The organism is Mesorhizobium sp. WSM1343, from assembly GCF_055901535.1.
Map to the genome: position 1 here is coordinate 2,774,744 of NZ_CM148370.1, position 23,090 is coordinate 2,797,833.

At 63.6% G+C, this 23,090-nt stretch carries 20 protein-coding genes; 1 reads left to right on the plus strand and 19 read right to left on the minus strand.

The window, feature by feature from the left end; genetic code table 11:
• Window positions 1–26: 26 nt before the first annotated feature.
• From AC0NIL_RS13360 to AC0NIL_RS13375, 4 genes are read right to left on the minus strand one after another with little or no spacing between them, the layout of a single operon-like run.
• A complete protein-coding gene (locus AC0NIL_RS13360) occupies window positions 27–1,766 on the minus strand; it encodes a cobalamin-dependent protein (RefSeq protein WP_127369683.1) in 1,740 nt (579 codons plus the stop codon).
• Between the two features lie 4 nt (window positions 1,767–1,770).
• Window positions 1,771–2,568, minus strand: coding sequence for an alpha/beta fold hydrolase (locus AC0NIL_RS13365; RefSeq protein ID WP_473572294.1), 798 nt, complete (start codon window positions 2,566–2,568; stop codon window positions 1,771–1,773).
• A complete protein-coding gene (locus AC0NIL_RS13370; RefSeq protein ID WP_473572292.1) occupies window positions 2,568–3,344 on the minus strand; it encodes an aspartate dehydrogenase in 777 nt (258 codons plus the stop codon). The genes AC0NIL_RS13365 and AC0NIL_RS13370 overlap by 1 nt, the downstream gene beginning before the upstream one ends.
• Window positions 3,345–3,355: 11 nt before the next feature.
• On the minus strand, window positions 3,356–3,892 hold the full coding sequence (locus AC0NIL_RS13375) for a cupin domain-containing protein (RefSeq protein WP_127370337.1): 537 nt from the start codon (window positions 3,890–3,892) through the stop codon (window positions 3,356–3,358).
• A gap of 150 nt (window positions 3,893–4,042) precedes the next feature.
• Between AC0NIL_RS13375 and AC0NIL_RS13380 the strand changes: the two genes are divergently transcribed.
• Window positions 4,043–5,647: an FAD-dependent oxidoreductase gene (locus tag AC0NIL_RS13380; protein ID WP_473572290.1), complete on the plus strand. Its 1,605-nt coding sequence runs from the start codon at window positions 4,043–4,045 to the stop codon at window positions 5,645–5,647.
• Window positions 5,648–5,873: 226 nt separating this feature from the next.
• Here the strand turns inward: AC0NIL_RS13380 and AC0NIL_RS13385 are convergent, their stop codons facing one another.
• The 15 genes from AC0NIL_RS13385 to AC0NIL_RS13455 form a co-directional block, all read right to left on the minus strand.
• The gene (locus AC0NIL_RS13385; RefSeq protein ID WP_127368980.1) at window positions 5,874–6,686 is read right to left on the minus strand and encodes an NAD-dependent epimerase/dehydratase family protein; all 813 of its coding nucleotides are present in this window, start codon (window positions 6,684–6,686) and stop codon (window positions 5,874–5,876) included.
• 3 nt (window positions 6,687–6,689) lie between these two features.
• Entirely contained in the window at window positions 6,690–7,892 is a 1,203-nt protein-coding gene (locus AC0NIL_RS13390; RefSeq protein WP_024503266.1) for a pyridoxal phosphate-dependent aminotransferase, read from the minus strand.
• Window positions 7,889–9,508 carry a hydantoinase B/oxoprolinase family protein gene (locus AC0NIL_RS13395; RefSeq protein ID WP_024503265.1) on the minus strand — a complete coding sequence of 540 codons (1,620 nt, stop codon included), beginning with the start codon at window positions 9,506–9,508 and terminating at the stop codon, window positions 7,889–7,891. The genes AC0NIL_RS13390 and AC0NIL_RS13395 overlap by 4 nt, the downstream gene beginning before the upstream one ends.
• Window positions 9,505–11,601: a hydantoinase/oxoprolinase family protein gene (locus AC0NIL_RS13400; RefSeq protein ID WP_473572287.1), complete on the minus strand. Its 2,097-nt coding sequence runs from the start codon at window positions 11,599–11,601 to the stop codon at window positions 9,505–9,507. Before AC0NIL_RS13400 ends, AC0NIL_RS13395 begins: the two co-directional genes overlap by 4 nt.
• Window positions 11,598–13,268 (minus strand): thiamine pyrophosphate-binding protein, encoded by a 1,671-nt coding sequence (locus tag AC0NIL_RS13405; RefSeq protein WP_473572285.1) that lies wholly within the window; start codon window positions 13,266–13,268, stop codon window positions 11,598–11,600. Before AC0NIL_RS13405 ends, AC0NIL_RS13400 begins: the two co-directional genes overlap by 4 nt.
• A gap of 98 nt (window positions 13,269–13,366) precedes the next feature.
• Entirely contained in the window at window positions 13,367–14,791 is a 1,425-nt protein-coding gene (locus tag AC0NIL_RS13410; RefSeq protein ID WP_064992568.1) for an FAD-binding oxidoreductase, read from the minus strand.
• A gap of 60 nt (window positions 14,792–14,851) precedes the next feature.
• The gene (locus AC0NIL_RS13415) at window positions 14,852–15,610 is read right to left on the minus strand and encodes an amino acid ABC transporter ATP-binding protein (protein WP_027161621.1); all 759 of its coding nucleotides are present in this window, start codon (window positions 15,608–15,610) and stop codon (window positions 14,852–14,854) included.
• Window positions 15,611–15,622: 12 nt separating this feature from the next.
• Window positions 15,623–16,702 (minus strand): amino acid ABC transporter permease, encoded by a 1,080-nt coding sequence (locus tag AC0NIL_RS13420; RefSeq protein ID WP_064992567.1) that lies wholly within the window; start codon window positions 16,700–16,702, stop codon window positions 15,623–15,625.
• Between the two features lie 3 nt (window positions 16,703–16,705).
• Window positions 16,706–17,869 carry an ABC transporter permease subunit gene (locus AC0NIL_RS13425; RefSeq protein WP_013530399.1) on the minus strand — a complete coding sequence of 388 codons (1,164 nt, stop codon included), beginning with the start codon at window positions 17,867–17,869 and terminating at the stop codon, window positions 16,706–16,708.
• Between the two features lie 79 nt (window positions 17,870–17,948).
• On the minus strand, window positions 17,949–18,983 hold the full coding sequence (locus AC0NIL_RS13430; RefSeq protein ID WP_013530400.1) for an amino acid ABC transporter substrate-binding protein: 1,035 nt from the start codon (window positions 18,981–18,983) through the stop codon (window positions 17,949–17,951).
• Window positions 18,984–19,069: 86 nt separating this feature from the next.
• Window positions 19,070–20,020 (minus strand): LysR substrate-binding domain-containing protein, encoded by a 951-nt coding sequence (locus tag AC0NIL_RS13435; RefSeq protein WP_013530401.1) that lies wholly within the window; start codon window positions 20,018–20,020, stop codon window positions 19,070–19,072.
• Window positions 20,021–20,090: 70 nt separating this feature from the next.
• On the minus strand, window positions 20,091–20,840 hold the full coding sequence (locus AC0NIL_RS13440; RefSeq protein WP_473572283.1) for an SDR family NAD(P)-dependent oxidoreductase: 750 nt from the start codon (window positions 20,838–20,840) through the stop codon (window positions 20,091–20,093).
• Window positions 20,841–20,852: 12 nt separating this feature from the next.
• Complete coding sequence (locus AC0NIL_RS13445) at window positions 20,853–21,563, minus strand: SDR family oxidoreductase (RefSeq protein WP_013530403.1); 711 nt, start codon at window positions 21,561–21,563, stop codon at window positions 20,853–20,855.
• 286 nt (window positions 21,564–21,849) lie between these two features.
• Window positions 21,850–22,638 carry a FadR/GntR family transcriptional regulator gene (locus tag AC0NIL_RS13450; RefSeq protein WP_473572281.1) on the minus strand — a complete coding sequence of 263 codons (789 nt, stop codon included), beginning with the start codon at window positions 22,636–22,638 and terminating at the stop codon, window positions 21,850–21,852.
• A gap of 50 nt (window positions 22,639–22,688) precedes the next feature.
• Window positions 22,689–23,036, minus strand: coding sequence for a RidA family protein (locus tag AC0NIL_RS13455; protein WP_013530405.1), 348 nt, complete (start codon window positions 23,034–23,036; stop codon window positions 22,689–22,691).
• Window positions 23,037–23,090 lie beyond the last annotated feature (54 nt).

A 23,090-nucleotide genomic window follows, 5' to 3' on the forward strand; every position in this document is an offset into this window, starting at 1 on the left:
GTTGCGTAAGACGAAGCCTGCCCGTTTCAGGCAACGGGCCGGATGGAACGCAGGGCACGCAGCATCTCGTCGAGGTCGGCGCAGGGCAGGCAGCCTAGGTCTGCTATATCCTTGGTCACGTCGACCGGCAGGCCCGAATTGGACTCCTTGGGCACTTCGTTCAATCGTCCGCCGATGAGCACCGGCAAGGCAAGTCCGCGTGCCGCCATCGCTGCTTTCACCGCCTGTGCATAACGCAGCGCCACGCCATTGTAAGTGCTGACGGCGATCGCATCGGCCCCGGTTTCGGCGGCGCGGGCGACGAGTGTTTCCGGGTCGACGGCCACACCGGCATCGGCGATGACGATGCCCAGGCCTTCAAGCGCCTGTTCGACGAGATATTTTCCGTGCTCATGCACGTCGGTCGTGCCGATGCAGACGGTCAGGGGTCTAGGGCTTTCCAGCGGCTTTTGCGTCGCGACCCAGGCGACGGCCTTGTGGTTGAGCTCGCGCGCCCATTCGGCATGGATCAGCGGCGTGCGTCCGCGGATGCCGTCCGCGCCCGGGCCGAACAGCGCCTCCATGCGCTTCGGCCCCATGCGGCGGATGGCGAACATCAGCGCGGCCGGGTCTTCGGTATCCACCCCGCGCTCGGCCAGCCCTTTCATGACGGCACCGGCAAAGCGACGCCCGCCTTCGACCAGCACATCGGCCATCGCCTCCACCCTGGCCCAGTCGAAGACGGGGTCGTAGAAGGGGGCGTGCAGCGTGAGCCGGTGCGCGAAGGTTTGTGCGTCGATGATCTCGTCGACATCGGGAATGCGCTGGTTCTCGGTTACCGGTACCGGATTGATCGCATGGCCGGAGGGCCATCGCCCGACAGCCAGTATGTCGGCCAGGAGATAACTCGCCAGGGTTGCGTAATTGCCTGCCGGGGTCGACTGGTAGGAAACGGTGTTGCCGAAGATCATGGTGCCCGGCGTATCGCTGACCCGCACCAGCGCGGCATGGAAGGCAGCGCGCGACAGTGGATCGCTGAAGTGGTGGCCGTAGCAATGGCCGAGCCGCGCGCCGATCAGATCCTCGACGATGTGCTTTTCGACCAGCACCATGCCGAGCGCGCAGGCCATGTCGATGAACAGTCCGGCGAAGCCGTCGTCGAGATTGGAATGGACAAGGATTTCGGCATCCTGGGCCGCGATCAGGCCGAGGGCGGTGACGGTCGCTTCGGTGGTCGCCACATCATCGTCCCAGTAGGGCAGCCGGAAGGTGAAATACTGCCCCAGATTGCCGATGGCCGTTGCACCGGCGGCGATGGCGGCGCGGGTGTTTTCCACAGCACCCGGCAGGCCGAGCATGAAGTCGCCGAAATGCGCGGCAGCGGGCGCGGCGTTGGTGATGCGGGCGAAATCCTCTGGGCCGGTGAGCACGATGCCGGTACCGCGCGCAGCCTTTGCACGCATGGCTTGGGGATATCCCATCGACCAGTCGAGTGTGATGCCGAAACGGTCGACCGTTACCCCTGCCTTGCGGCATTGCTCATGCACCTCGCCGATCGCGGCCACGGTGCGGTCGACGCTTCTGAAGCCGATATGGGCGTGCTGCATGACTCGCTTTTCGGCCGCTGCCTTGCGCTTCCATGCGGCTTCGGACGACATCCCAGTCTCGGTAAGGAAGCGGCAGCCGCCGAGGCGCCACTCGCGCGCCATGGCGCGCCCTTCGGCGAGGAGATCGACGCCAGGCTTGAGGCGCAGGTCGAGGAGGGCGGGAGCGATTTCAGCGGTCATGATACTAGCTGTCGGCCTTGGCAATGAAATGGCGAATGATGGCGGCAAAACCTTGGGGGTCGGCGAGGGGATGAAAATGCGCACCAGGAACTGAAACAAACCGGGCATCCGGTATCGAAGCGGCGATCGCCTCTGAAAGGGCTGATGGCGTCAGGATATCGCCGGTGGCCGCAATCACTTGAACCGGGGCGTCGATGCGCGGCAGATCGGCGAGGCGATCATGGTCGAGCAACATGCGAACGCGCGCAGCACTGACTGTCAGCGGCGCCAGGGTGCCAGGGGCGGCGGCGACGGCTGCGTCGAGTTCCCCGGCATGCGTTTCGAGGTAGGACGGTTCGTGGCAGAGCACATGGCCGAGGCGCTGATAGGTCTCGGCCAGGCCGGCCTCCAGCAGTTCGGCGCGAGCGCTGAAGAGCGTGCGGAAACGGCTGTCGGCTCGCGCCCAGGAACTGCTGATCGTGAAGCTCAGGCCAAGTTCCGAATGATCGAGCGCCAGCACCTGCGCGATGGCGCCACCAGTGGAATGCCCGACAATATGGGCGGGACCGCCCGTCTGCGCCAGCAGGCCGGCAATGTCGCTGGCGATCAGGGGAATGGAATAGGGGCGTTCGGGGCGATCGCTGCGACCGGCGCCGCGATGGTCGGTGACGATGACGCGATGGTCGGCCTCGAGAAGGCGTACCACGCCGGCCCAGAACCTTCCGTCACCGCCAAGTCCGGGGATTAGGATGAGGCGCGGGCCGGCGATTCCCGATGTCTGGTAGTGGATGCGGCAGCCATCGGCGGCGGTGAAGAAGGGCATCAGCTGAGGCCCTCCCTGTCGAGCAGCTCGCCGAGCGCCGCGACGAGACTGTGCGCCGTGAGCATCGAGGTCTTCGGATTGCTGGCTGAGGGCGTGTTGACGAGGCGGAAGGAAGCCGTGCCGGCGGTGCTCTCGACCTCGATTTCATGTGTGTTGCCGGCAGCCTTCGGATCGGCAACCACGCTTACGGTGACCTTGTCGATACCTGAAGCGAGCGCCACCGCGAAGGCGGCGTTGAGGTTTTTCGGATAGAGCTTTGCCGCTTGCGCGGGCGTGCCTTCGAAGAGGGATACCGCGTCGTCCTCGGCTGACAGGCCAAGGGTGGCAAGCTCGGTTATCCAGGCTGCCGGCGGCTTGCGCGAGGTGTAGCGCACTCGCGCTTCGGGAAGCGCGGCTATCGCCCTGAGGTAGTCGAGGCCGCCCAACGCGCCTGACGGCAGGACCAAGCGTGCGCCGCCGTTGCGTGAAGCATCGGTCAGCCTCGCGGCAAGGATCGGATCGGCGAACGCACCGATCGAAGCGATGATGGTCGGGATGCCGGCGTCGAGAAGCGCGGGCACATAAGCGGCCACCGCCTCCTGGCTTGCCGCCTCCACCACCGCCCGGGGGCGCGGACCGATCAGCGCGTCAAGCTGCGTGACAGTGCTGACATTCGCCGGCAAGTCGCGGCGGGTACCTTCGCGCATCAGCGCCACCCAGCAAACCGAGTCCACTGGGAAAGCTGAGACGATCTCGCGCGCGATCGTGCCGAAGCCGATGAGGCCGAGCGTCACCATCCGAGGCTTCTTCAGGGATTCTGCTTCAGGGGATCGAACTTGTCGGCGAGGTCTGCCCCGAACACCGTCTTGCGCTCGATTTCCAGGACGTTTTCGGGGCGCGGGAAATTGGACGGCACACGGTCACCTGGCTTGCGCGGCTTGCCGATCAGGCGAAAGAAATCCTCGAGCCCGTTCGGCACGATCAACCAGATCCAGCGCAGGCGCGTGTCGCCGTCGTTGATGAACATGTGTCGGACATTCTTCGGCAGGAACACCACGCTGTCCGGTTCCAGCGGATATTCCTTGCCGTCGATGACGGCGCGGCCATGGCCTTCGATGACATAGACCGTCTCTTCGTTGCGGTCATGCGTGTGTTCGCGCACATAGCCGCCGGGCGCTACCGACTGCGTGCCCAGCGCGAAGGGGTGCTCCATGCCGACGATGTGCGGCGCGAGCGCCACGTCGATATGGCCGTTTGCGGGAACCGGCTGCCAGTAGCTTTCGCGCGTTTCGGTTCCGGAAACATGGATGCCAGAGGGCGCGGGTGGAAGGTTGGTGTCGTCCATGGCTCTGCCTGTCGAATGGAGCTGCGAAGGTCGTTCGGGCGCGTTGCTGACCTGGAGAGGGTACAGCGCAAAAAGTGTCGACACAATAGTAGACAGATTAAATTTCGTGCCTCTATATAGTGCTGTGTCGATGATGGCAGGGGAATGCCGATGGGCGAGTACGATGTTCTGGTGATCGGTTCGGGATCGGCGGCCTGCTCGGCAGCGCTGCGGGCCGCCAAGGGTGGCTTCAGGGTGCTCGTCATCGAAAAGAGCGAATGGTTGGGCGGCACCTCGGCCATGTCCGGTGCCGGGGTCTGGATACCCGCCAACCATGTCGCGGCCGAAGCCGGCATCGCCGACAGCCGCGAGGATGCGCTCGCCTATCTGCGTGCGGTCGCGCCCGAAGGATGGGAGCAGAAGGAAGATGCGCTCTGGGGCGCTTTCGCCAAGGCCGCGCCGGACATGCTGCACTTTCTGTCCGTCAACACGCCGCTCGATTTTCGCTTGATCAACGAGCCCGATCCCTTTGCCGAAGCGCCGGGCGGGAAACTCTATGGCCGCATGCTCTCGCCGAGGCCGCTCAGCCGCCGTCTCCTCGGCAAGTTTGCGCGGAGTCTGCGCCGCTCCACCTTGCCGCACAGCTTTACCTACCAGGAGATCGTCGACCTCGATCTCTATCACCATCCCATCCGCGCCGGGTTCAAGGTCTGGCCGAAGCTTCTATGGCGATGGCTGACGAATTCCGGCGGCCAGGGCACGGCACTGATGACCGGGCTGATCAAGGGCTGCCTCGATGCCGGCGTCACCTTTCAGCCGGGAACGCGCGCCGTCACCCTGCTTCAGGATCCGGACTCACGCATCGCCGGCGCGGAGGTGGAGAGCAAGGGCCGGCGCACGAAGATCGTCGCGCGCCGCGGCGTCGTCATCGCAACCGGCGGCTTCGAATGGGACGCCGAGATGCGCGCACGCCACTTCCCCGGCGCCTTCGACCGGATCGGCAGCCCGCGCGGCAATGAGGGCGACGGCCAGAAGCTTGCGGCTTCCGCCGGCGCGCAATTGGACCGCATGGATCAGGCGAACGTCTATCCCTGCCTGCCGACGCGCTACCAGGGACAGTCGCACGGCTTGCCGATGACCTTCCAGGCCGAGCCGCATTCGATCGTGGTCGATCGCGAGGGAAAGCGCTTTGTCAGCGAAAACGCCTTCAACATCGGCGAGGCGATCGATGCGCGCGGACCGGATGGCGAGCCCGTCCATCTGCCCTGCTATCTCGTTGGCGATAATCGTTTCCTCAAAACCTCGCTGCCTTTCCGCTGGTATGCCTCCTACGAGCGCGACTGGATCAAGAAGGCCGATACCATCGCTGGCCTTGCCGCCAAGCTCGGGTTGCCGGCGGCGGCGCTGGAGGAGACGATCGCGCGCTGGAACGGCTTTTGCGAGAACGGGCACGATGCGGACTTCCACCGCGGCGATAATGGTTGGGAGGCATACAAGGCGCATGGCCCCGAGAACCGGCTGAAGCCGATCGACAAGGCGCCCTACGTCGGCATGACGATCAATCGCTCGATCCTCGGCACCAAGGGCGGGGCCCGGACCAACGAGCGGGCGCAGGTGTTGAGACCGGACGGCTCGATCATTCCCGGCCTTTATGCGGCAGGGCTTGCGATGGCCAACCCCATCGGCACGCGCGCCGTAGGGGCCGGCACCACGCTCGGCCCGAACCTGACCTGGGGCTTCATTGCGGCCGAGACGATCCTGCATCAGAACAGGTGATCGCGGAAGCCTACATGGCAGACGTCACCGAACCCCAGAAGCACACCGGAGGCATGGGGGTGATCGCCGGAGCCTACGGTCTTGCACGATCGCCGGTGTCGCCCTGGCCTGAACGTCCCGGAAGCGCTTCATGATTATTATCCGGCTGTCGCCGTGAATTGCAGGGAGCCGTAGGGGTGTTGGTGGATGTTTCATCTTCGCCATCTAGCGGATTGGTTTTTGATAGTTACGCCCGCTTGTCGTCCGGATGGCCAAGCTCGCAGAACCATCCGCCCAGATACTTCACCGATGGCGCCTTGGGATCCGGAATCTGCGTCTTCGCCTCGACCGCTGCGCGGAATGGCTCGGCGCTGTCTTGCGGGATGAACCCCAGATGGTTGGCGCCGCTGTTGTCGACCATTTTCAGCTTGTTGTCGGATATGCCGAACGAGATTGTGTGCCCGACGCGCGGCGCCGTCAGTGCTGCTTCGACCAGACGAACGCAGTCGGCGAAGGAAAGATACGACCACAGCATGCGTCGGTCGGCCGGTTCGGGAAAGGACGAGAAGATACGCAGGCAAGCCGTCTCAATGCCGAACTTGTCCCAGTAGAGCCGGCTCAGGCTTTCGACGAAATTCTTCGACACGCCGTAGAGGCTGTCGGGGCGCACCGGCGCATCGACGCCGATATGGGCTTCGACTTCATGATAGCCGATGGCATGCACCGAGGAAGCATAGATAATCCGCTTCACGCCGTGTTTCCGGGCGCCTTCGTAGATATGGTAGGATCCGCGAATGCTGGAATCCAGGATCGTTTGCCATTCGCATTCAAGCGGCGCACCGCCGAAATGCACGATCGCGTCGCAGTCCTTGGTGGCCGCGATTGTCGCCTCCATGTCGGCGAGATCGAAGACCGCTTCTTCCTCGTGAGGAGCAAGATCGCCGAACGGTTCGCGACCCGCAAGGCGGATCGTTTTTGCCAGCGGCACCAGCCCCTTTCGCAGTTCCGAGCCAAGCCGGCCGGCGGCGCCGGTGATCAGGATGCGTTCGTAATGCGGCATGGTCTACTCCACTTGCGCGACGGCGGCGTTGATCCGCGCGATCGCCTCGGCAAGCACCTCCTCGCTGGTGGCGGTGGAGATACGAAAATAGGGTGAAAGTCCGTAGGCAGTGCCCGGCACCGAGGCCACGCGGCCTTCGTTCAGAAGATAGGTCGCCACCGCCGTATCGTCCTCCAGCATGACGCCTTTTGGGGTCCTGCGGCCGATCAGGCTGGCGCAACCGATATAGGCATAGAAAGCTCCTTCCGGCGGCGGCAGCGTCAGGCCGTTGATGCGCCTTATGCCATCGACGACCAGGTTCCTGCGCGCCTCGAATGCATCGCGGAAACGAGCCACCTCGTCCTGCGGGCCGTTCAGTGCGGCGACCGTCGCCGCCTGGGCAATCGAGCAGACCGAAGTGACCGACTGGCTCTGGATGATCGACATCGCCTTGACGAGTGGTGCCGGGCCGGCTGCATAACCGACACGCCAGCCGGTCATCGCATAGGCCTTGGCCACACCGTTGACGATGAGGCTTCGGTCCTTGAGGTCAGGGCAGGCCTTGCCGAAGGATACGAATTCGCGGTTATCGAAGATGATGTGCTCATAGATCTCGTCCGACAGGATGAGCACCTGCGGATGCCTGGCAAGGACAGCGCCAAGCGCCTTGAGATCGTCGCCCGAGTAGACCGCTCCGGATGGATTGCCGGGCATGTTCAGGAACAGCCACTTGGTTCTCGGCCCGATCGCCTTTTCCAAGAGTTCGGGCGTCAGCCTGAAGCCGCCGCTTTCCCTGCATTCGACCGTGACGGGCGTGCCGCCTAGCAGCTTCACCATCTCAGGATAGGAGACGAAATAGGGCGCGGGCAGGATGGCCTCGTCGCCGGGTTCCAGCGTCGCCATCAGCGCGTTGAAGATGATCTGCTTGGCGCCGTTGGCCACGACGATGTCGTCGGCCGTGTAGTCCAGCCCGTTCTCGCGCCTGAACTTCCCGGCCACGGCCTCGCGCACTTCCGGCGAGCCGGCTGCGGCGGTGTAGAGGGTCTGGCCCGCTTTGGCGGCTGCATAGGCCGCTTCGATGATGTGGGCAGGCGTCGGAAAATCAGGTTCGCCAAGGCCAAGGTCGATGACGTCGACGCCTTTGGCCCGTAGCGCCTTGGCCGCCTGCGAGGCGGCCATCGAAGCCGACGGCTTGACCACGGACAGGCGCGAGGAAATGTAGCTCATCGGCTTTTCTCCGAAATATAGCCCCTGGACACGTCCTGTGCCCGCGCCTCCGTACTGCGCCTGGAGGGATCGCCATAGCCGCCACCGCCAGGAAGTTCCAGCACCAGGCGACGCCCTTCCGGAACGTGCTGCCAGCCCTTGGGGCGCATCAGCGTGCCATCGTCGAGCCTGACGATGCCGGCGGTTCCGTCCTTGCCGCCATCGCGCCCCTTGGCTGGATGCCTGACCCGGTCGAACATGGCGGAAAAATCGAACTCGTGGCCTTCAGTGGCCGCGATTTCGAGGATCTGGCCGAGGCCGCCGCGAAATTCCCCGTCGCCGCCGGAATCGGGACGCAGTTCCTTGCGCCAGATGACGATCGGCCCGGTGTGCTCGGTCGCCTCGATCGGCATGGTATGGACACCGGACGGAAAGGCGGTGGCGGACAGCCCGTCCAACGTCGGGCGGGCCCCCATGCCGCCGGAATTGAACATCAGCACCTCGGCGCGGCGTCCATCGCTCCCGGCGACCGGCCTGACCGAGATGTGGATGTTCCACAGTGCCGCCGCCCCTTCGGCAAGGATTTGGCCCGGCAGCGCCTTGGCCAGCGCGCCCAGCACCAGATCGGGCACCATATGGCCGATGACGTGCCGCAGGGAGACCGGCGCCGGCCGCGGGGCGTTCAGGATGTTGGTCGGCGACGATATAGTGAACAGAGCAAGCGAGGCCGCATTGTTCGGGATCTCCGGCGCCACGACGCATTTCAGGGCGTAGCAGGCATAGGCCTTGCTGTAGATGATCGGAACGTTGATGCCCCATCGGCTTGTCGGATCGGTGCCGGAGAAATCGACATTCAAATGGTCGTCCTCAATCGAGACAGCTGCCACCAGCTTGACCGGCGTATCGTAGCCGTCGGTCACCAACTCGTTCGACCAGGTGCCTTTCGGCAGCGCCTTGATGCGCTCCAGCGTCGCGTCATGCGTGCGCGTGAAGATGAACTCTCCCAGCCTGTCCAGCGATGCCAGGCCGATCTCCTTCATCATGTCGACCAGGCGGCGATGGCCGACCTCGTTGCAGGCGGCCAGCGAATAGAAGTCGCCGACGACCTGGTTCGGCTCGCGCACATTGGCGCGCAGGATCTTCACCAGATCGAGGTTCACCTTGCCGCGCTCGGCGAACTTCATGATCGGGATCTGGATCCCTTCCTCGTAGACTGACTTGCCGTCGGCGCCGAAGCCACGTCCGCCAACATCGACCACGTGCGCGGTGCAGGCGAAGAATGCCACCAGTTCGCCGTTCAGGAACGAGGGCGAGACCATGGTGATGTCATGGAGATGGCCGGTGCCTTTCCAGGGATCGTTGGTGACATAGGTGTCGCCCTCGTACATCTCCTCGCGCGGGATCTCGTTCATGAACTGCAGCACGGCCTCGGCCATGGTGTTCACATGCCCTGGCGTACCGGTCACGGCCTGCGCCAGCATCTCGCCGCGCGGATTGAACACGCCGGCCGACAGATCGCCCGATTCACGCACCGACGTGGAGAAGGCCGTACGCAACAGGGTCAGCGCCTGCTCCTCGACCACCGAAATCAGGCGATTCCACATCACCTGCATGCGGATTTCCAAGATGTCGCTCATGCCTGGACCCCTTTGCGGATCAGGAGGATCGAACCGTCGCTCTGTAGCGCGGCATCGAAGAGAGTGGTGACGACCGTCGACGTCTCACGCTCGACGATCACCGCCGGGCCGCTGATGCGATCCCCTGGCGAAAGGTCGGCGCGTTCGATGATGGCTGAAACCTGGACCGTTCCGGTCGCCGGATCGAAAACCTCGCGCGTTTGCGAAGCGGCGACGGTCCTGGTCCCCATGGTGATCTCGTGCCTTGCGGGCGCCGGCCGCACGTCCTGCGCCTTGACCGACCAGGTGACGATCTCGATTTCCAATCCGTCGAGGCCATCAATGGCACGGCCGAAGAAGCGCGCATAATTGTCCCGGAAGGCGTCCTTGAGGCTCACCTCGTCGCCGGGCTTGAACGCCCTGTCGGGCAGCGGCACCGGGATTTCCCAACCCTGGCCGGCATAGCGCATGAAGGCGGTGATCTCGCGGGTGATGGCATTGTTCGTGCCGGCTCGCACGAAGCTCTCGGCAGTCGTCTTCAGCCCGTCGAGCAGCGCATTCACCTCGCATGCATCGAAGCGCGACAGCCGCATCAGCTTGGAAGCCAGCGCCTCGTAGCCGAACGGCGCCTTGAGGAAGCCGATGGCCGAGCCGACGCCGGCGCCTTGCGGGACAAGGCACTGTTCGACGCCAAGCTTCTCGCACAGCCGCGCCGCATGCAGGGGCGCTGCACCGCCAAAGGCGATCATGACATTGTCGGAGATGTTCTTGCCGTTTTCCACCGCGTGGACGCGGGCGGCATTGGCCATATTCTCGTCGACGACCTCGCAGATGCCGAAAGCGGCGGAAACGGAATTGAGCGAAAGCCGGGTGCCGACATCGCGGGTGATCGCCTGCTCGGAAGCCTGCGTGTCGAGCCTGATGGCGCCGCCGGCGAAATTGTCGGGATCGAGCTTGCCCAGCACCAGGTCGGCATCGGTGATGGCTGGGCGGCTGCCGCCACGCCCGTAGCAGGCGGGACCGGGTTCGGACCCGGCACTTTCCGGGCCGGTCTGGATGCGGCCCATGGCGTCGACCCAGGCGATCGAGCCGCCGCCGGCGCCGATCTCGATCATCTCGATGACCGGGATCGAGATCGGCATGCCGGAGCCTTTGCAGAAGCGATAGGTGCGGGCGACCTCGAAGGTCCGCGCCGTGCGCGGCGAATAGTCCTCGATCAGGCAGATCTTCGCGGTCGTTCCGCCCATGTCGTAGGAGACGACGGAGTCCAGGTCGAAGCGCCGCGCCACGTCGGCCGCAAAAATGGCACCGCCGGCCGGACCGGACTCGACCAGGCGCACCGGAAATTCGGACGCGGTTTCCACCGAGATCAGTCCGCCGCCCGAGTGGATCATGAACACCGGACAGTTCGCCCCCATCTCCTTCAGCCGCACCTGGAGGCGCACCAGATAGTCGGCCATCTGCGGCCGGACATAGGCATTGGCGCAAACCGTGTTGAAGCGTTCGAACTCGCGCATCTGCGGCGAGACCTCAGCGCTGATGGAAATCGGTATGTCCAGCTTTCTGGCGAGGATCGCGCGTGCCCGCTGCTCATGCACCGGGTTCATGTAGGAATGGATGAAGCCGATGGCGACGGCGCCGAAGCCGCCCGCGGCGATGCCGTCGGCGATCTCGTCGAGCGCTGCTTCGTCCAGCGGCTGCAATTCCTTTCCGTCCGCGCCGATGCGCCCCTTGACCGTATAGCGATGCTCGCGCGGGATCAGCGGCGGCGGCAGCTTCAGGTTCAGATCATACTGTTCGAACCGGTTTTCCGTGCGCATCTCGATGACATCGCGAAACCCTTCGGTGGTGACCAATGCCGTCTTGGCGCCACGCCGTTCGATGAGCGCGTTGGTCGCCAGCGTGGTGCCGTGAATGACGATGTCGAGGTCCGCCAGCGTGATGCCGGCGTCGCGCACGACGATCTCGATCCCGTCGAGGATAGCCTGTTCGGGGGCGGCATAGTTGGTCAGGATCTTGGTGGAAAAGATCGTGCCGCGCACATCGACCACAATATCGGTGAACGTGCCGCCGATATCCGCGCCGAGACGGATGTCATTTGCCGTACTGGTCATGCGTTGGCCTTATGCGAAGCGAGCGCTGCGTCGCGCATTTGGGAAAGGGTTTGACGCGGCGTGATCGCCTCCGGGGAAATATCCAGCTCCAGGACCGCGCCGGTCGCGGATGCCAGCGCCCTGCCGAAAGCGCCGGCGAACTCCCCCGTCGCGCCGACCCGCTCGGCGTGGAAGCCATAGGCCCGGGCGATGCCGACAAAATCCGGGTTCTCGATGTTCGTTCCCGACACGCGCGCCGGATAGTGCCGCTCCTGATGCGCGCGGATGGTCCCGTAGATGCCGTTGTTCAGGATGAGGACGATCGGCTGCGCCCCGGCCTGCATCGCCGTCCCCAACTCCTGGCAGTTCATCTGGAAATCGCCGTCACCGGCAAAGCAGACCACCGTGCGTGAGGGAAAGGCCACTTTGGCCGCGATGGCCGCCGGCAGGCCGTAGCCCATGGCGCCGGATTGCGGTGCAAGCAGCCGCGCCTTCTGTCCGAATTTGAAGAACTTGTTTGGCCACACGGTGAAATTGCCGGCGCCGTTGGTCAGGATGACGTCGTCGGGCAGCGTTTCGCGCAGCCAGCGGCTGACTTCGACCATGTCGACCGGGCCCGGCTGGGCAGGCGCGGTGAACGTGCCCTCATAGCTTTGGCGTGCCTGCGACCGCCACGCGGCCCAGTCGCCCTTGACCGGCGAGAGCGCCTTGGCGAAGGCGTTCGGCCCGGCATGGATGCCAAGCGCCGGCACATAGATCTTGCCGATCTCGCGATCCGAAGCATGGACATGGATCAGCTTCTGCTTCGGCTCGGGCACGGACAGCAGCGTGTAGCCATCCGTGGTCATCTCGCCGAAGCGCACATTGATCGCCAGGATCACATCGGCGTCCCGGATCAGCTTCTTGACATGCGGGACCATGCCGACACCGGCCTCGCCGACGAAGACCGGTGAGCCATTGTCGAACTGATCCTGGAAACGGAACGCCGCGACCACCGGAATGTCGGAGGTTTCGGCGAAAGCCTGGAGCCCGGCACGCCCGTCAGCTGACCAGTTGGCACCGCCGATCAGGATGACCGGTCTGCTGGAGGCGGCCAGCATGGACCGGGCCTCGGCCAGCGCATCGGCATCGGCCGCGGCCTCGAACACCCTGGCAGGCCCGCTGAGCGCCGCGACATCGGTCGGCGTGGTCAGCATGTTCTCGGGCAGGGCGATCACCACCGGGCCGGGCCGCCCGGTGAGCGCCGTGGTCCAGGCCCGGGCAATGATTTCCGGCAGGCGCTCGACAGCGTCGATCTCCACCGCCCATTTCGCCATCGTGCCGAACACCGCGCGGTAGTCGATTTCCTGAAACGCTTCGCGGCCGCGCATGTCGGTGCCGACCTGGCCGACGAACAGGATCATCGGCGAACTGTCCTGCATCGCCGTGTGCACGCCGATGGACGCATTGGCGACACCCGGTCCGCGCGTCACGAAGCAGATGCCCGGCGAACCCGTCAGCTTGCCATAGGCCGAGGCCATGAATGCCGCGCCGCCCTCGTTGCGGCACAGCACGTAGTCCAGCTTTCCACGAGTGTCGTGCAGCGCGTCCAGCACGGCCAGATAGCTTTCGCCCGGCACACCGAAACTCTTGGTCGCGCCGAGCGCGATCAGGCATTCGACAAGAAGGCGACCGCCATTGCGGATCATGCTGCGACATCCTTCATTCAGGCGGCAAGCGGATCGAGCCTGCCTTTCGGATTCATACGTGCACGCTGGCGCATCGAGACGAAACCAAGAAATGCCGTCTATTCGAAAGTTTTTCTTTCCCGAGAGGCGCGCACCAGGACGTCCGGGTTCATCGTGCCCAGCGGATCGAACGCGCCTTTGAGCCGCGCCATGAGCTCTCGCTCCACCAGGCCGCGATTGCGGTCGGCCATGACCACCTTTGCCCGGCCAAGCCCATGCTCGGCGGCAAAGCTGCCGCCCATCTGAGTGGCAAGAGATGACAGCGCCTCTGCGAACAGCTCGGCCTTGCCGTCGAAATCGGCACGACCTTCCGGCGGAGACAAATTGTAATGGATGTTTCCGTCGCCGAGGTGCCCGAACGGGTTTATCCGCACACCGGGAAGAATGCCGCCGCAGATCTTCGCGCCAGCCTCGACGAAACGGGCGATTGCACCTGGAGGGACGGAGATGTCGTGCTTGAGTTGCTCGCCTTCCAGCCTTTGTCCCTCCGGTTGCTCCTCGCGCAGCCGCCAGAATTGTGCCCGATGCGCACCTGTCGCCGCCAGCGCGCCGTCGCTAACCAGGCTCTGTTCCATGCCCCATTCCAGAGCCGAAGCCAGGATCTCGTCCAGGGGAACGCGTGACGACCCCGATGCCAGTTCGACCAGCAGATAGACGTCGCCCCGTGTCTCCAGTTGGTAGGCAAGGTCGGGCACGTGCTTGAGCGCCAATCGCAGGCCCACATCGGAGAAGAACTCGAGGCCAGTCAGGAATTCCCCGGCCTCGCCGCGCAGGAAGGCGCCGAACGAAACGGCGGCTGCAAAGCCGGGCAGGACCAGAAGGGCGCTCGCTTGCTGCCGAGGCTTGGGGTAGAGCCGCAGGATCGCGCGCGTGACGATGCCGAGCGTGCCCTCAGCGCCACAGAACAGCTTGCGCAGTTGATAGCCGGCATTGTCCTTCTGCACCGCGCGCAGTCCGTCCCAAATCCCGCCATCAGGCGTCACGACTTCGAGACCCAGGGCGAGATCCTGCATCATGCCGTATCGGAAAGCCTGGCTGCCGCCCGCATTGGTGCCGATCAGGCCGCCGATCCTGGCGCTGCCTTCTGCGCCCAGACGCATTGGAAACATCAGGCCATTCGGTTCCAGCGCCTCGTGCAGCGTTGCCAGCACGACACCCGCCTCGACGACGATCGATCCGCTGTCCAGATCCGGCTTCCCGATCGCCGTCATGCGTGACAGCGAGACGATCACCGCATTCGGCTGCTCGGCGACGGCGGCGCCGCAAAGCCCGGTGTTCCCGCCCTGTGGCACCACCGCCAGCCCTGCCTCGCGACATAGCTTGACGACACTGGCAACCTCCGGCGTATTCGCGGGCCTGGCAACGCCCAGAGGTGCGACGCCGTAGCGATTGAGCCAATCGCGCCGGTAGGGCTCGGCATCCCGGCCCGAAAGCCAGCCTTTCGGCCCGAGAACCTCGTGCAGCGCGGTGGCGGGATCGGTCATTGATTTACCCGAGTTAGCTGAGGGCGTGCCGTCCGACACGTCCCGGATCGTTGCTTCCAATCAATGACCCAGCACCTGCGACAGGAATTGTCGAGTGCGCTCGTTGCGGGAAGAGGTGAAGAACTCGTCCGGAGGCGCTTCTTCGAGGATCTCGCCGCCGTCCATGAAAAGCACCCGGTCCGCCACGCGACGCGCAAAGCCCATCTCATGCGTCACGCAGATCATCGTCATGCCTTCCGAGGCAAGCGTGACCATGACGTCAAGCACTTCGGAAACCATTTCCGGATCGAGCGCCGAGGTCGGTTCGTCGAACAGCATGATCTGCGGCTGCATGCAAAGAGCGCGTGCAATGGCGACGCGCTGCTGCTGACCGCCGGACAATTGGCTGGGATATTTCATGGCCTGCTCGGGAATGCGCACCTTCTCCAGGTAGTGGCGGGCGGTTGCCTCGGCTTGCGCCCGCGGCTGCTTGCGCACGATCATCGGGGAGATCATGCAGTTCTCCAGCACCGTCATGTGCGGGAACAGGTTGAAGTGCTGGAACACCATGCCGACTTCACGCCTGATCTCGTCGATATTGCCGACATCGTCGTTGAGCTCGGTCCCGAGCACCGCGATGCGGCCGCCATTGTGCTGTTCGAGGCGGTTGATGCAGCGGATCATCGTCGATTTGCCGGAGCCGGAGGGTCCGCAGACGACGATTTTTTCGCCCCGTTGTACGGAAAGGTTTATCCCGCGCAGTGCTTGGAACGTGCCGTAGTATTTGTCGAGGTTTTCGATGCGGAGCGCTGGCTCACCGGTCGAATTGGTTGAGATCACCTGCACGCCTCCTTACCGTTCGCTGACCGACATGCGGCGCTCGAGAAAGGCGCCATAGCGGGATAGGCTGAAGACGAAGATGAAGTAGATGAAGGCGATGAAGGCATAGACTTCGACATAGGCGAAGCGCCATTCGCCGGTGCCATAGGCGGCATTGCCGGAAGCCAGGATCTCGAAGAAACCGACGATGACCACCAGCGAGGTCTCCTTGAACGAGATGACGAACTGGTTGATCGTGGCCGGCATCGCGTTGCGCATTGCCTGAGGCAGGAGGATGCGGCTGATGCGTTGCCAGTAGCGCATGCCGAGCGCCATGGCAGCCTCCTCCTGTCCTGTCGCAACGCCCTGCATGCCGCCTCTCACGATCTCAGCCTGATAGGCGGAGAAGAACAGAGCGGAGCCTAGGATCACGCGGTAAAGCTTGTCGCCCTGCAGCCATTGCGGCAGCGCGAACGGCAGAACCACTGCAAAGGTGAAGAGGATCGATATCAGCGGAAGCGACCGGACCCCGTCGATGATGAGGCCGGTGGTCCGCGAAATCCAGGGCAGCTCCGACCGGCGCAGCAAGGCCAGGCAGATCGCCAAGGGGAAACCGATCAGGCAGGTGGTCACGAAGATGAACAGGGTCAGCGCCAGCCCGCCCCAGGCTTCCTCGCCGACATGGGCAAGGCCAAGCACGCCGCCTTTCATCAATACGTAGAAAAGGCCTGTTCCGGCTCCCCATACCAGCGCGATCCGGCGGCCCGTCCAGAACGCCGGGATACAGCTCAGCACCGTCATCACCACAACGGCGACGCAGGCCAGCGCCGAGCGCCATTGTTCCTCGTAGGGATAGAGGCCGAAGAAGATGATCCGCCATCTCGCTGCGATGACCGACCAGCAGGCTCCCGCTGCCGCCTGGCAGGCTTCCGGCCCGCCGCTGGTGGTGAAGACAGCCGAGAAAACCGCCCAATTCAGCAGCTTCCAGACCAGGAAGACCATGATCGTCAGACAGGCCAGCGACACCACCGCCTGAAGCGGCGTCGCGAAGAAGCGTCGCCTCAGATCCTCAAGCCTGCCGGGAGCGGGTGGAGCGACAATGACCATCTCCATCTCTCAGCCCCTCAGTTGATTGCCCTTGAGGGCAATTGCCTTGTTGATGCGGTTGAAGACGGCGGCAAGGCTGAGGTTGATGGCGAGGAAGCCTGCCATCAGGATGCCGATCGCTTCGAGGGTTTGCCCGGAATGGTTGATCGTCAGCGCCACAATCATGAAGAAGTCGGTGAAGCCCACGGCGATGCCCATCGTCGTCGCCTTCATCAGCCAGACATACTGATTGGCAAGGATCGGCAGCATGGCACGCAGCGCCAGCGGCAGCCGCACCAGCGTGAAGACCCGCCAGGGACTAAGGCCCAAGGAAAGAGCTGCCTCGACCTGGCCGGTGCCGACAGATTTGAAGCCTCCGCGCACGATCTCCGCAATGTAGGAGCCGCCATAGATGGCGATGGCGATGGCGAGGGTGGCGAACTCCGGAGGGATACGCAGGCCGCCTCTCAGATTGAGGCCTTGCAGGGCAGGGAAGTCCAGCAGCGGCGTATCCGGCAGACGTCCGAGAGCCAGAATGATGGTCGCGCAGGCCAGTGCCGCTGCGGCGGCGGCAAACTGGATGGTGCGCCGCTGGCCGATCGGCTGAGCAAGGAGCGACGTCCTGCCCAGCCAGGCCGGCAGCACGATGGCCGCGATCACAGCCACTGTGGCTGCGGCAAACGCGGCACTGCCGACGTTCGGGAATGGGATGTAGAGTCCTCGGCTGGTGAGCAGGAAGCCCCAGGCTTCGTGCGCGCTGCGCGGCGTCGGCAGGTGCGTGATGATCGCATACCAGAAGAAAACCTGGAGGATCAGCGGAATGTTGCGGAAGATGTCCACATAGGTACGGCCGAGCAGCCGCGCCAAATCGTTCGAAGACGTCCGCGCCAGACCGACGATCGTTCCCACGATCGTCGCCAGTATCAGGCCGACGCTCCCCAGGAACAGCGTGTTGATGATGCCGATGAGGAAGTACCACCAATAGGGATCATTGGCCGTGGCGGGCAGCAGCGAGAAATTCACATCCCAACCCGTCGACTTGAACAGAAAGTCGAATCCGGAGGTGATCCCCTGATCAGCCAGGTTGCGGCGGGCGATCACGATGCCGGCAAGCACCATCGCGGCGATCGAGCCGACATAGAGGACCTGCAACAGCGCGTTGCGGACCTTTTGATTTCTCAGCAGGCTGACCATCCAAAGATCCTTGCCGAATTGTCGCCGACCCCGCCCGGCTGTGCCGGGCGGGGCCTGGAGCGGGTGAGTTAAGGACGGATCAGTCGATCACCAGCGGGAACAGGACACCGCCATTGTTCCAAAGGTTGGTCAACTCGCGGTCCATCTTGTAGGGCGAGTCCTTGCCGAGGTCGCGCTCGAAGATTTCGCCGTAATTGCCGACGTTCTTGATCACCTTGTAGGCCCAGTCATCATCGAGACCGAGACCCTTGCCCATGCCTGGCGTGACGCCGAGGAACTTGGCGACTTGCGGCGAGGTCGGCTTGGCCTTGACCTCGTCGACGTTCTTGGAGGTGATGCCTTCCTGCTCGGCGAAGATCAGCGTGCTCAGCGTCCAGTTGGCGATGTCAACCCAATTGTCGTCGCCTTGGCGCATGATCATGACTTCAGGCTCGACGGCGAGCACGTCGGGCAGGATGACATGGTCGTCGACCTTGCTCTTGGCGATGCGCGCAATGGCGAGCGTCGGGCCCCACTGCGCATAGAGATCGCAGCGTCCGGAGAAATAGGCCTGCTCGAGCTCCTCGGTCTTTTCGATGAGCACGGGTTCGAGCTTGATGCCAAGCTTGGCCGTATAGGCCGCGACCTGCTGTTCCTGCGACGTGCCGGCGGGAATGCAGATCGTGCCGCCGGCCGCATCCTTGAGCGACTTGAGGTTTAGCTCCTTGTGCGCCATCACCTTGGTCGTTCCGAGGTAATAGGACATGGAAAATTGCAGCCCGAGCTCGGTGTCGCGGCTGAGCGTGCCGCCCGACGCCTTGATGATGATGTCGACATCGCCCGATTGCAGGGACGGCCAGCGCTGCGCCCAGCTGATCGGAACGACCTTCAGTTTTGCCGGGTCGCCGAGCACGGCCGTGGCCACCGCCCGGCAGAGATCGATGTCCATGCCCTTCCAGTTGCCCTTGTCGTCAACTTCGGCGAAGCCGAGGTAAGACCCGTCATGGCCGGTGCAGTTGAGCACGCCGCGCGCCTTGACGGCTTCCAGCGTCTTGCCGCCGGCGGCTTCTGCCGGCGCTGCAAAATGCACAAGTCCAAGGGCCATGGCTGCGGCCCCCCATTTCATCGTCTTCATGTTCCGTCTCCACTGTTGAGGTTGTTTGGTTTCTTGTTGTTGGAGGCCCAAAAGTTCTTTTTCGGAGCTCTGTCTCAAAGCCGCTCCTAATCGGAAAGCGGGGTCGGTTTCGGCACGGAGGAAATCTTCAGATCGCTGCCCCAGTCCTGCTGGGCGAGCCATCGATGAAGGGCGGCGACCGCCTTCACGCGCAGGTGCCCGCGCGGGACGATCAGGTAGAACCCAGGAACTTCTTCCGGCCGCATATCGGCAAGGGCGTCGCGCCCGACCGGCGCGACCAGCGCGCCCGACCTCAAATCTTCCTCGGCATCGATGACGGAGACGAGACCGACGCCGATGCCTTGCAGGGTTGCACGGCGCATGGTCGCGGCATCGTCGAAGCTGATGCTTCGGTTGCCGTCCGTCTGCTCGATGGCAAGGTGGCGTAAAATGTCTGGCCAAAGGCGCTTCGACTTGACGGTGTCCAGCAACGTGAACAACGTCAGGTCCTGCGCCGACTTGATGCTCTCGCCGATGGCCGGAGTGCAGCAGATGACCTTCGGATCAGGCACCAGCAGTATGGTCTCGTAGTCCGGCCAATTGCCGTAGCCCCACTGGACGGTCATATCGATGTCGTCGCGTCCGAAATCGGGCAGATCGACCATCGTCGTCAGGCGCAGATCCGCACCGGGCAATATCTCCCGGAACAGAGATAGGCGAGGCAGCAAATAGTGGGTCGCGAAATAGGGGCTCGCATTCAGGTTGATGCGGTCCCGGTAATTCGACTTGGTGACGCGGCGAACACCTTCGGAAAATTCATCGAACCCAGCTTTGACATAGTGCGAGAGAAGGATGGCAGACTCGGTCAATTCGACCGACCGCCCCTTGCGTTCGAACAGTGTCACCTGAAGCGTGTCCTCCAGTAGCTTGATCTGCTGTCCGACGGCCTGCGGCGTGACCAGCAATTCATCCGCCGCCTGCCGAAAGCTCTTGTGCTGCGCGACGGCGTGGAAGACGCGAAGCGCATTCAGCGAGGGAAGGCGAAGCTTGCCGGTCATCGTCTATTCCACCTCCTTTCGCTTGCGTTCCTGTTGGACAATTCAGCGCCGCCGGCGCCGCGAAAATAGCTCAGGCGTATATATAACCACCTGAAACAATTACGTTTTCTCCGGTCATGTAGGTATTCTTGGGGCCGCCGGTCATGAGAACCCACTCGGCAATCTCCGCAGGCTCGGCGCCACGACCCAGCGGGCTCGCCTTGGCCAGTTCCTCGAGGAAGCCGAGGGCCTTGGCCCGCTCCGTGGCCATGCCTGCGGGGGCCACCGAATTGACCAGGATCTCGTGTTTTGCGACGTCATGGGCAAAGGAGCGCGTCAGGCTGACCACGGCGGCCTTGGTTGCCGCATAGTGGGCGTTCTGCGGATGCGCCTTGAAGGCATCGACAGAGGTCAGGTTGACGATCCGGCCACGCACATGGCTCTTCGGCTCCTGCGATTGCATGTGGCGAACGGCTGCCACCATCATGTGATAAGTGCCCTTGATGTTGATGCCATTGGAGGCATCCCAATCGGCGTCGCTGATCTCGAGGAGCGGGCGGCGAGGGTAGATCGCGGCGCAATTGATCAGCGTGTCGATACGCCCGAGCTTCGAAACGATGGCGTCGAAGGCGGCGTGGCACTGAGGGCCGACCTGGATGTCGCACAGGGCGGCCGCGGTCGGCAGGCCGTTGGCCTTTGCCGGTGCGAGAGCGGCTTCGGCGGCGTCCTGGTTGATGTCGATGATGCCGATCTTTGCAGCCCCGGCCTCTACAGCCATCCTGGCCAAAAGCGCGCCGAGGCCAGCGCCGCCGCCTACGATCAGAACGGAAAGATCCTTCATTCCAGTTTTTCCTTACTTGGTGCCGCTTGGCGAGGTTGGCCATGTCGGCATGATGTCGAAACGGGTAACGTCGGCCCATGCGGGCAGGCCGAGCACCGCGACCACCATTCTGGCCACGTCATCCGGCTGCACCACTTTGCTGGCGTACATGGCCGCGCGCGCCTTTGCGTCGAGGATGTCCTGGTAGAGCTGCGTCTCGACACGGCCGGCGACGATCTCGGTGACACGGACGCCTGATGGGGAGAGGTCGGCGCGCAACGCGGCGGCAAAGCCTGATATCGCCGCCTTGGTGGCCGAATAGACGGCAATGTTGGAATATGCCGCGTGGCCCGCGGTGGAGCCGGTGAACAGGATGTGGCCAGCCTGCCGCTCGCGCATCTGCGGAACGACGAGGCGGGTAAGCAGGATTGCCGCGCTGAGGTTGACCTCCAGCGTGGTGTCGATGTCGGAGATTTTCATGTCGGCGAAATTGCCCAACGGTGGCATGATCCCGGCATTATTGATCAGCACGTCGATGGTCAGATCCGCCAGAACAGCTTCCAGCGCCTCGCGATCGGTCACGTCGACGGCGATGGGCACGATGCCGGATCGCTCGGCCTGCAACGCCTTGAGCGCGGCCTGGCTGCGCCCGACCGCATAGACATCGTAGCCGGCGTCGCTCAGTGCGATCGCCATGGCCCGCCCTATGCCGCTTGTTGCACCTGTGATGAAGGCTGTCGTCACGTTGGCTTCCCTGATTGCCTGATTCAGTCTGCGGCCTGGGCCGATGCCGCGAAACCAAGAAAACCAGCAAAAAGGAAAGATAAACTTTCGAATTCTCTTCTCCCGCCCGAAACCTGGACAGGTGGTGACCTCGGCGCCGAGGCTGAAAACCGAAGGAAACGACGGGAAAACGATGTTCTCAGCCTGTGGGAAACGGTTCAGGTCAGCTGGCGGAGCAAAAACATGGCTTTCGCAATACGTGGCTAATTTGAGTGAGTGCGAATGCCTGGGTGATCGAAGCCGGGGCCTATCCGCCGGTCGAAACAGGTCTTTTCATATCGGTAAAGAGCGAGGCCGCAGCCGCCTGATGCTCTGCCTCTGTCGCCGCGACGCCCGAAGCCCGTGCCAAAGCGCGCACACGCCCGAGGCTGTTGTGCAGATGCTTGCGCATGGCCTGGCGAGCAGCACGACCGTCCTGCCTTTCGATGGCGTCCACGATGGTTTTGTGCTCGTTGTGAATGCGTGCGTAGTAGCTGTCCTTGAGCGCCGGCGTGACCACGTAGCCCAGTTGAAGGCGCGGAACGATCATCGGCCTGAGATAGCTCAGGAAGCCATGGATGAATTCGTTGCGCGCGGCTTTGGCGATCGCCAGATGGAAATCATAGTCGTAGTGGATCTGGACCACAGCGGGATCCGCTTGCTGGGCGTCGACCTGTTCCATCAGGGCTCGGATTCCGTTCGCCTCCGCATCGGTGCGCCGTTCCGCGCATAGCCCGGCGGACTCCACCTCGACACTCAATCTCAGTTCGAGCAGGGCAATGGTTTCCGGCAAGGTCCTCAGCGCCTCGTCCGGTATCGAGAAATTGCGCGGCGCCGGCGTTTCGCTGACGAACATGCCGCGGCCCTGCTGCGGCACCACCATCCCTTCGGAGCGCAATCGCGCCACCGCTTCCCGCACCACCGTCCGGCTGACGTCGTACTCGGCACAAAGCTCCGCCTCGGTCGGCAATTGCGCGCCGGGAAGCAGAGATCCGGAACGGATCTTTTCGGACAGACTCTCCGCCACGACAGTGGAAAGCGGTTTGCGCTTCGTCATCAGTCTCCCCTTAGCCAGATTCGCGATGATGCCCGAACCGGCAAGGCCATTCAAACCGCCGCGGTGACGATCAGCTCGACCAGCATTCCAGGCTTGGCCATCCGTCCTTCGCCGGAAGAGCGCGCGGGTGCATGCTCCTTCGGCATCCATCCGTCCCAGACCGTGTTGACCTCGTCGAAATCCCTGATGTCGTCCAGCCACATCTGCACGTGAAGGATGCGTGTCTTGTCCGTACCGGCCTTGGCAAGCAGGACGTCGACCTTGCCAAGCGCCTCGCGCATCTGGTCGGCTGCGGACTGACCCGGCTTTGCGACCTGGCCGGTGAGGTAGAGGGTGCCATTGTGGATGACCCCGTGGTGGATGCGGGTGTCGAAGTCGAAGCGCTTGATGTCACTCATTGGATTGTCCTTGTCAGATTTCCGGCCTCCGCCGGATGGGTCAGATTTCCGGCC